This window comes from Kitasatospora sp. NPDC007106 (assembly GCF_040634455.1).
GTDB classification, from domain to species: domain Bacteria; phylum Actinomycetota; class Actinomycetes; order Streptomycetales; family Streptomycetaceae; genus Kitasatospora; species Kitasatospora arboriphila.
Map to the genome: position 1 here is coordinate 1 of NZ_JBEYFP010000386.1, position 5,752 is coordinate 5,752.

At 73.5% G+C, this 5,752-nt stretch carries 9 protein-coding genes; 5 read left to right on the forward strand and 4 right to left on the reverse strand.

Annotated elements, in window-relative coordinates; translation table 11 throughout:
* The coding region (locus ABZ641_RS24115) for a hypothetical protein (protein ID WP_359984780.1) at positions 1-420 on the forward strand (420 nt) is incomplete at its 5' end.
* A 265-nt stretch (positions 421-685) separates the two neighbouring features.
* Here the strand turns inward: ABZ641_RS24115 and ABZ641_RS24120 are convergent.
* Entirely contained in the window at positions 686-1,495 is an 810-nt protein-coding gene (locus tag ABZ641_RS24120; RefSeq protein WP_359984782.1) for an AraC family transcriptional regulator, read from the reverse strand.
* Positions 1,496-1,544: 49 nt separating this feature from the next.
* On the opposite strand from ABZ641_RS24120, the gene ABZ641_RS24125 reads away from it, so the two are divergent.
* A complete protein-coding gene (locus tag ABZ641_RS24125; RefSeq protein ID WP_359984785.1) occupies positions 1,545-2,024 on the forward strand; it encodes a DUF2000 domain-containing protein in 480 nt (159 codons plus the stop codon).
* A gap of 127 nt (positions 2,025-2,151) precedes the next feature.
* Positions 2,152-2,988: an NAD(P)-dependent oxidoreductase gene (locus tag ABZ641_RS24130; RefSeq protein ID WP_359984788.1), complete on the forward strand. Its 837-nt coding sequence runs from the start codon at positions 2,152-2,154 to the stop codon at positions 2,986-2,988.
* Between the two features lie 33 nt (positions 2,989-3,021).
* Here ABZ641_RS24130 and ABZ641_RS24135 read toward each other — a convergent pair whose 3' ends face one another.
* Entirely contained in the window at positions 3,022-3,309 is a 288-nt protein-coding gene (locus ABZ641_RS24135; RefSeq protein WP_344627053.1) for a hypothetical protein, read from the reverse strand.
* A gap of 371 nt (positions 3,310-3,680) precedes the next feature.
* On the opposite strand from ABZ641_RS24135, the gene ABZ641_RS24140 reads away from it, so the two are divergent.
* Complete coding sequence (locus ABZ641_RS24140; RefSeq protein WP_359984791.1) at positions 3,681-4,103, forward strand: DUF6193 family natural product biosynthesis protein; 423 nt, start codon at positions 3,681-3,683, stop codon at positions 4,101-4,103.
* Between the two features lie 332 nt (positions 4,104-4,435).
* On the opposite strand, the gene ABZ641_RS24145 is transcribed toward ABZ641_RS24140, so the two are convergent.
* Both ABZ641_RS24145 and ABZ641_RS24150 read right to left on the reverse strand, forming a co-directional pair.
* Positions 4,436-4,924 (reverse strand): hypothetical protein, encoded by a 489-nt coding sequence (locus ABZ641_RS24145; protein ID WP_359984794.1) that lies wholly within the window; start codon positions 4,922-4,924, stop codon positions 4,436-4,438.
* Positions 4,925-4,998: 74 nt separating this feature from the next.
* Complete coding sequence (locus ABZ641_RS24150; RefSeq protein WP_344627050.1) at positions 4,999-5,130, reverse strand: hypothetical protein; 132 nt, start codon at positions 5,128-5,130, stop codon at positions 4,999-5,001.
* Positions 5,131-5,516: 386 nt separating this feature from the next.
* Between ABZ641_RS24150 and ABZ641_RS24155 the strand changes: the two genes are divergently transcribed.
* Positions 5,517-5,678 carry a hypothetical protein gene (locus ABZ641_RS24155; protein WP_359984797.1) on the forward strand — a complete coding sequence of 54 codons (162 nt, stop codon included), beginning with the start codon at positions 5,517-5,519 and terminating at the stop codon, positions 5,676-5,678.
* Positions 5,679-5,752 lie beyond the last annotated feature (74 nt).

Sequence of the window (5,752 nt, forward strand, 5' to 3'; positions counted from 1 at the left end):
GGGCCGGTGTGGGCGCCCGCCGCGGCCGGCTGCGTGCGCCACCGCCCGTTCCGGCCCCAGCAGACCCTGGCCGCCCGGCTCCGGCGCAAACCCGGTGCGGAGCCAAGACCGTGGTACGTGATCTCCCTCCACTTTCTGGCGGACGACGACGAGCCGTTCGAGTCCGTCACGGAGGTCGGGACGGACGGCTACGAGGTGCGCAAGGTGGCTCAGTACGTGGACGGCCGACTCGTCCGCGTCGATCGGGACCACCCGCTGCAGGGCCCGGTCGAGCTCGGGTCGGAGCCCGTTCCGTCATGGACGGAGCTCGCGGACGCCGAGGACGTGCACGTCGAGGAGACGTCCGCGGAGTTCTTCGAACGACGCTGGCAGGAGGCGCTCACGGGCTTCATCGAGGGGTGCCACCCGTCCGGGACTTGACGTGATGTCACGGCCTGACCGGTGGGCACCCACGGTGTGGTGCCGCCTACGCGTCGGCGAGCCTGCGTCTGGCGTCATCGTGTGTGGCCGCCGGGGGCGTATCGGCTCCAGGTTCCGCCGGTCTCGGTGACCGGGCGGATGGTGGTCCTGCCGTGGTGGCCGAGGCCCCGGGCGACAACGAGTGCGGGGGGTCGGGTATTGGCCTGCCGTGCAGCGTCCGCACCGCCTGGGCAGGACCACCGCGGTACGGCGCGCGGTCCGGTGTTCAGCCAGCCCTGCCGGCGCGGCCGTGGCGGGCGTAGCGGCCCGGGGGGATGCCGAGGACGCGCTTGAAGTGGCGGGTGAGGTGGGACTGGTCGTAGAAGCCCGCGGCGGTGGCGACCTCGCCGGGTGGGCGGCCGGAGAGCAGCAGTCGGCGGGCGAGGTCGACGCGGCGGGACATCACGTACTGGTGGGGTGCGATGGCGAACGCGGCGCTGAACGCCCGCACCAGGTGGGCGGGGTGTGCGTGGAGCAGGGTGGCGGCGCGGTCCAGGGTGAGGTGGTCGAGCAGGTGCGCGTCGAGGAGGTCGCGCAGGTCGTGGGCGACGCCGCGGGCCGGCGGGCCGGCGGTGGCCGAGCCGGGGCGCAGGTGCTCGCGCAGGCGCTCGCCGATCAGGGCGAGCCGGCTCTCGGCCTCGAGTTCGTCGCCGGCGTCGGCGAGGGCGGTGTGCAGTTGGCCGACGCGTCTGCGCAGCACGGGGTCGGTGAGGTCGGGGCCGTCGACGGCGGGGCCGATGAACCGTGCGTCGAGCTGCGTCGTGTCGAGGTAGAGCACCCGCTTGCGGAAGCCGTGGGCGGTGGCCGGTGAGCCGTTGTGCGGGACCTGCGGCGGGAGCAGGCTGACGGTGTCGTCCGGGGTGCCGCGTTCGTGGCGGTCGAGGTCGTAGCGGACGGCGCCGTCGTCGACGATCAGCACCGTCCAGGCGTCGTGGACGTGCATGGGGTACGCGTGGTCGGTGAAGTGGGCGTGGAGGACCTCGACGACGCCCGGGACGGCCGGGCGCCAGGCAGCGACCTCCTGTTTCGGCGGCATGCAAAGAACGTACAAGACGGCGCGGCCGGACGGCCTGCAGTCTCGTGGCATGAGAACCGACCAGACCGTCGCCCCGGCCGCGACCGCAACGGCGGCGCCGGCGCCCGGGGGCGCACCCGTCCGTTTCGACACGAAGATCGCCGTCCTGCTGCGCGAGGACCTCGAACCGTGGCAGCGGTTGAACGTGACCGCCTTCCTGGTGAGCGGGCTCGGCACGGTCTCGCCCGAGGTGGTGGGCGAGCCCTACGCGGATGCCGACGGCGTCGCCTACCTGCCGATGTTCCGCCAGCCGGTGCTGGTCTTCGAGGGGACGAAGGAGCTGATGGCCGCCGCCCACGGGCGTGCACTGTCGCGTTCGCTGCCCAGTGCGGTGTTCACCTCCGACCTGTTCGCCACCGGGAACGACCGGGACAACCGGGCCGCGGTGCGGGCCGTGGCCACCGACCGGCTCGACCTGGTCGGACTGGCGGTCCACGGGCCGCGGAACGCCGTGGACAAGGTCCTCAAGGGCGCCCGCATGCACCCCTGACGGGCGGGCCGGGCGCGGCGGCGGCGGTCCCGGCCGGCCGCGTGCCCTCCCCCGGCCTCCGGTGGCGGCCGGTGCGGCGTCGGTCGTCGCCGTCCGCTGCTTGATCCGTGACCGGGCGTCAGCGAGGATGCGGAGTCGGCCGATCGCAGGGGGAGGCATCGTGGGTCTGGGAACGGTGGCGGTGACGGGTGCCGCGGGGACCATCGGGTCCGTCGTGCGCGAGGTGCTTCGGCGCGAGGCGGGGCGGGTGGTCCTGGTCGACCGGGTGCCGCTGCGGCCCGAGGCCGACAACGAGGAGGCGCACTGCGTCGACCTGCGGGACGCGGCGGCCGTGGAGTCCGCGCTCGCGGGCGCCGACCGGGTGCTGCACCTGGCCGGGATCCCGGACGAGGCGCCGCTCGCGGACCTCCTCGACGTCAACGTGCTCGGCACCCACAACGTTCTGGAGGCGGCGCGGCGCCTGGGCATCGAGAGGGTGGTGCTGGCGGGCAGCAACCGGGTGACCGGTTTCCATCCCGTCGGCCGTCGAACGGGGCCGGACGAGCCTGTCCGTCCGGACGGGCTGTACGGGGTGAGCAAGGCGGCGGTCGAGGCGCTCGGGCGGCTGTACGCCGACAAGTTCGGTCTGTCCGTGATCTGTCTGCGCATCGGCAGTTTCGAGCCCGCGCCCGCGGAGGCCCGTCACCTGGCGACCTGGCTGAGCCCGCGCGACGCCGTCGGCTACGTACGGGCCGCGCTGACCGCACCGGCCGCCGTCTGCTTCGCCACCGTGTACGCGGTCTCCGCCAACACCCGCCGTTTCTGGGAGCTCCCCGATCCGGCGGTCCTGGACTACACGCCCGTCGACGACGCCGAAGCGTACGCCGCCGGCATTCCGGGGGCGGACCTTCCGGTGGACCCGGCGGCGCCCCAGGGCGGGGTCTACGCCTCGCCCGGGTTCACGCTCCGCTACCTGGGGCGCTGACCGCGCCTCCGTACGCCGACCACCGTGGGCGGCTCACCGGGCACCGAGGCGGCGGCCGAGCTCCCGAAGGTAGTCGTCGCCGTAGGCGTCCGCGACGTCGGCGAGGTCGATCATCGGCGGGAGGTCGGCCGTGGGCTGCCGTTCGGCGAGGAACACGGCGGTCTCCGCCACGATGCGCTCCTCGTCGGTGGGGGCCAGGTGCAACTGGTCCACGGTCGACTCGCTGGCCCGGATGCGGGAGAGGACCGCGTCGTCCGGGGTGGGGAAGCGCACGAGGTACTCGTGATCACCGAGTGGTTCGATCCCGATGTCCGCGATCATGGTTCTGTCCCTCTCCCTCTCCGGGCCGGTCCGTCGTCGCAGCACTGCGGCCGGCCCCGCACGGCGCCTGCCCCGGGCCTGCGGGCCCGCGGACACCGTAGTCCCGGCACCGGCACTCCGCCCGCCGAGCCACCCGGGTGTGGCACCGATCGGCCGCCCAGTCCCCCGAACGGCCCCTCCCGGGCCGCCGGCCGGCTCGACCCTCCCGGTCCGCCCCGACGCGCCCGGTCCGGCGGGCCGACCGGGGCCATCACCTCCGGCGGCCGTTCGTCGGGCACGAGCTGTTGGCGGAGCCGGGAGGGAACGGGCGCGGTCGTCGTCGGCGGCCACGGGGCACGGACAGCGGACCGGGGCCGGTCGATGGTCGGGCCATGACGATCCGGGGTGGCGACAACGAACGCGACAGGGAATGGCGGGCCACTCTGGACGCCTGGCGTCCGCCGCACCAGCCCGGGGAGCGGTTCGGTCCCGCACTGTGGAGCCTGCTGGAACCGGCGGCGCAGGAGCCGGTGCTGCGCGGGCTGTTCCCCTGGACGAGCATGAACGCGCTGCACGTGTCGGCGACGGGCGACTTCCGTGACTACTCCTCGGAGCCGTTTCCGGCGATCGCCGCGTCGACCTGTGGATTCCTCGTGATGACGCATCCGTGGGGGCCGGACCGAGTGGTGTTGGACACCGCGGACCCAGCGATCGCGCTGGCGTGCATGGTCCGCCTGACGGGAGACCAGATCTCCTCCCCCGTGCCGGGCGACGGCGGCCGTGAAGGTGTCGTGGCGGAGCCCTCCGGTCGGTAGCTCTCCCACGGGCGTCTCGATGCATGGGCCGGTCTCGACGCATGGGCCGGTCTCGATGTCAGGCCACCGAGCACGGCGGGTGCGGCCATCGGACACATGCGTCGACGAGCTCGGGAAGGGTCTTCAGTCGCGATACCCCGGCCTGCCCGCCGGGGCTGGAATCCAGGTCGTGACCTTCACCGTCAAACGGTCCGTGGACGGTTCCGCACCTGGGAGGGACGCAGCACGGACGGCGGCCCACGGCCCCCATGGGCGCCCGCCGGGCTCTGACGCGGGAGCCGGTCAGCTCCCGTCCACGGCGGGGACCTTCTCGTCGTCCGCGGCATCGGCCATCACCAGGCCGGAACTGACGGCCTGCCTGCCGCCGGTCCCGAGGCGCCGGAGGTGGGCCCACCGGTCCAGCTGGGTACATGCCCAGGTGGGGTCGTACGCCGCGGTGGGGAGCTGCGGAATGCGTTTGCGGCCGGTCTCGTCCAGTCGGTACGGCTCCTCGAACGCTTTCTTCCACGCCTGGACGGCGGGATGAAGCGTTGTTCGGCGTCGTCGGGGCCGATCTCCAGGTAGGCCGCGATCTGTTCCCAGGAGCTGCCGCGTTCGAGTTCGTAGATGACGGCCGAGCTGAGGGTCCGTTCGGCCAGTTCGATGAGCTGCCGGGCCTGGCTGGCCCGGCCGCCGAATCCGGTGTCGGCGTCGTTGCCGGTGGCCACCAGCCCCGCGGCACTGTCGGCCACCTCCGTGACGTTGTCGGCGAGGACGAGACGGGCGAGCGCTTCGCGGGTGTATGCGGCTCGGTCGTGGTCATAAGGGGTGGGCTCGCTCATGGCGGAGAGGCTCCCATGCGCAGGTGTTCCACCGATGCCGGGCACGATCAGCGGGCGGGACCGGGCGGTGCCGGTCAGGCTCGGCGGAACCGGTCCTGGGTCGCCCGTTCCGAGGTGGCGACCGGGGTGTACTCGTCTCCGTCCTTCAGGAACCGCGGGAAGGCCTGACAGGGCTGCCCACTGTCGAGCAGGCCGTCGAGAGCCACGTCCGCGCCGTCGCCCGCAGCCGATGCCGGTGGATGCGGCGGATCCGACACATCGTCATCGGTCGCTGGTCCGAGGTTCTCCGGGCCGGGAGGACGCCAGGTTGAACGCGTTCAAATCCTGTGCGATTCTTGCGGCCTGACGAAGGGGGACGTGGGTGGCGGCATCGCCGAGGTGGACGTGGGCGTGCGCCCTGGGGTGGATCGCCGTGCTCGGGGCGGGTCCATGGCTCGGGCGGGCGGTGTGGGAGGACGCCTCGGAGGGCGGGGCGCCGGAGATGCAGTACGTGGCGTGTGCGGCCGCCGCGCTCTTCGTCCTGGGGGTGGTACTGGGTCGGGTCCGGGCGTGGGCTCCGTCAGCGGTGGCGGGGGTCGTGGGCGTGGTGGTCATGACCGCCGCTTCCGGGACGTTCGACGACCCGGCCCGCGGGTTGGGTGACCCGTCAGGGTTCGCGGTGATGATGGCCGCGATGCTCGCCCCGCTGGTCCTGCTCGCCCTGGTGATGGGCGCCTGCATCGGATCGCTCCTCGGTCCGCCGCGCGGGCGCTGAGCCGGGCCCGACCGGTCCGGCATCCCAAGGCCATGGCGGCTCCGGGCCGGGCGGAGTTCACGCCAGGACGACCC

Coding starts and splice junctions, on each gene's coding strand:
- ABZ641_RS24120 (WP_359984782.1), bottom strand. CDS start 1,495: ATGCCGCCGAAACAGGAGGTCGCTGCCTGGCGCCCGGCCGTCCCGGGC.
- ABZ641_RS24125 (WP_359984785.1), top strand. CDS start 1,545: ATGAGAACCGACCAGACCGTCGCCCCGGCCGCGACCGCAACGGCGGCG.
- ABZ641_RS24130 (WP_359984788.1), top strand. CDS start 2,152: ATGCGGAGTCGGCCGATCGCAGGGGGAGGCATCGTGGGTCTGGGAACG.
- ABZ641_RS24135 (WP_344627053.1), bottom strand. CDS start 3,309: ATGATCGCGGACATCGGGATCGAACCACTCGGTGATCACGAGTACCTC.
- ABZ641_RS24140 (WP_359984791.1), top strand. CDS start 3,681: ATGACGATCCGGGGTGGCGACAACGAACGCGACAGGGAATGGCGGGCC.
- ABZ641_RS24145 (WP_359984794.1), bottom strand. CDS start 4,924: ATGAGCGAGCCCACCCCTTATGACCACGACCGAGCCGCATACACCCGC.
- ABZ641_RS24155 (WP_359984797.1), top strand. CDS start 5,517: ATGACCGCCGCTTCCGGGACGTTCGACGACCCGGCCCGCGGGTTGGGT.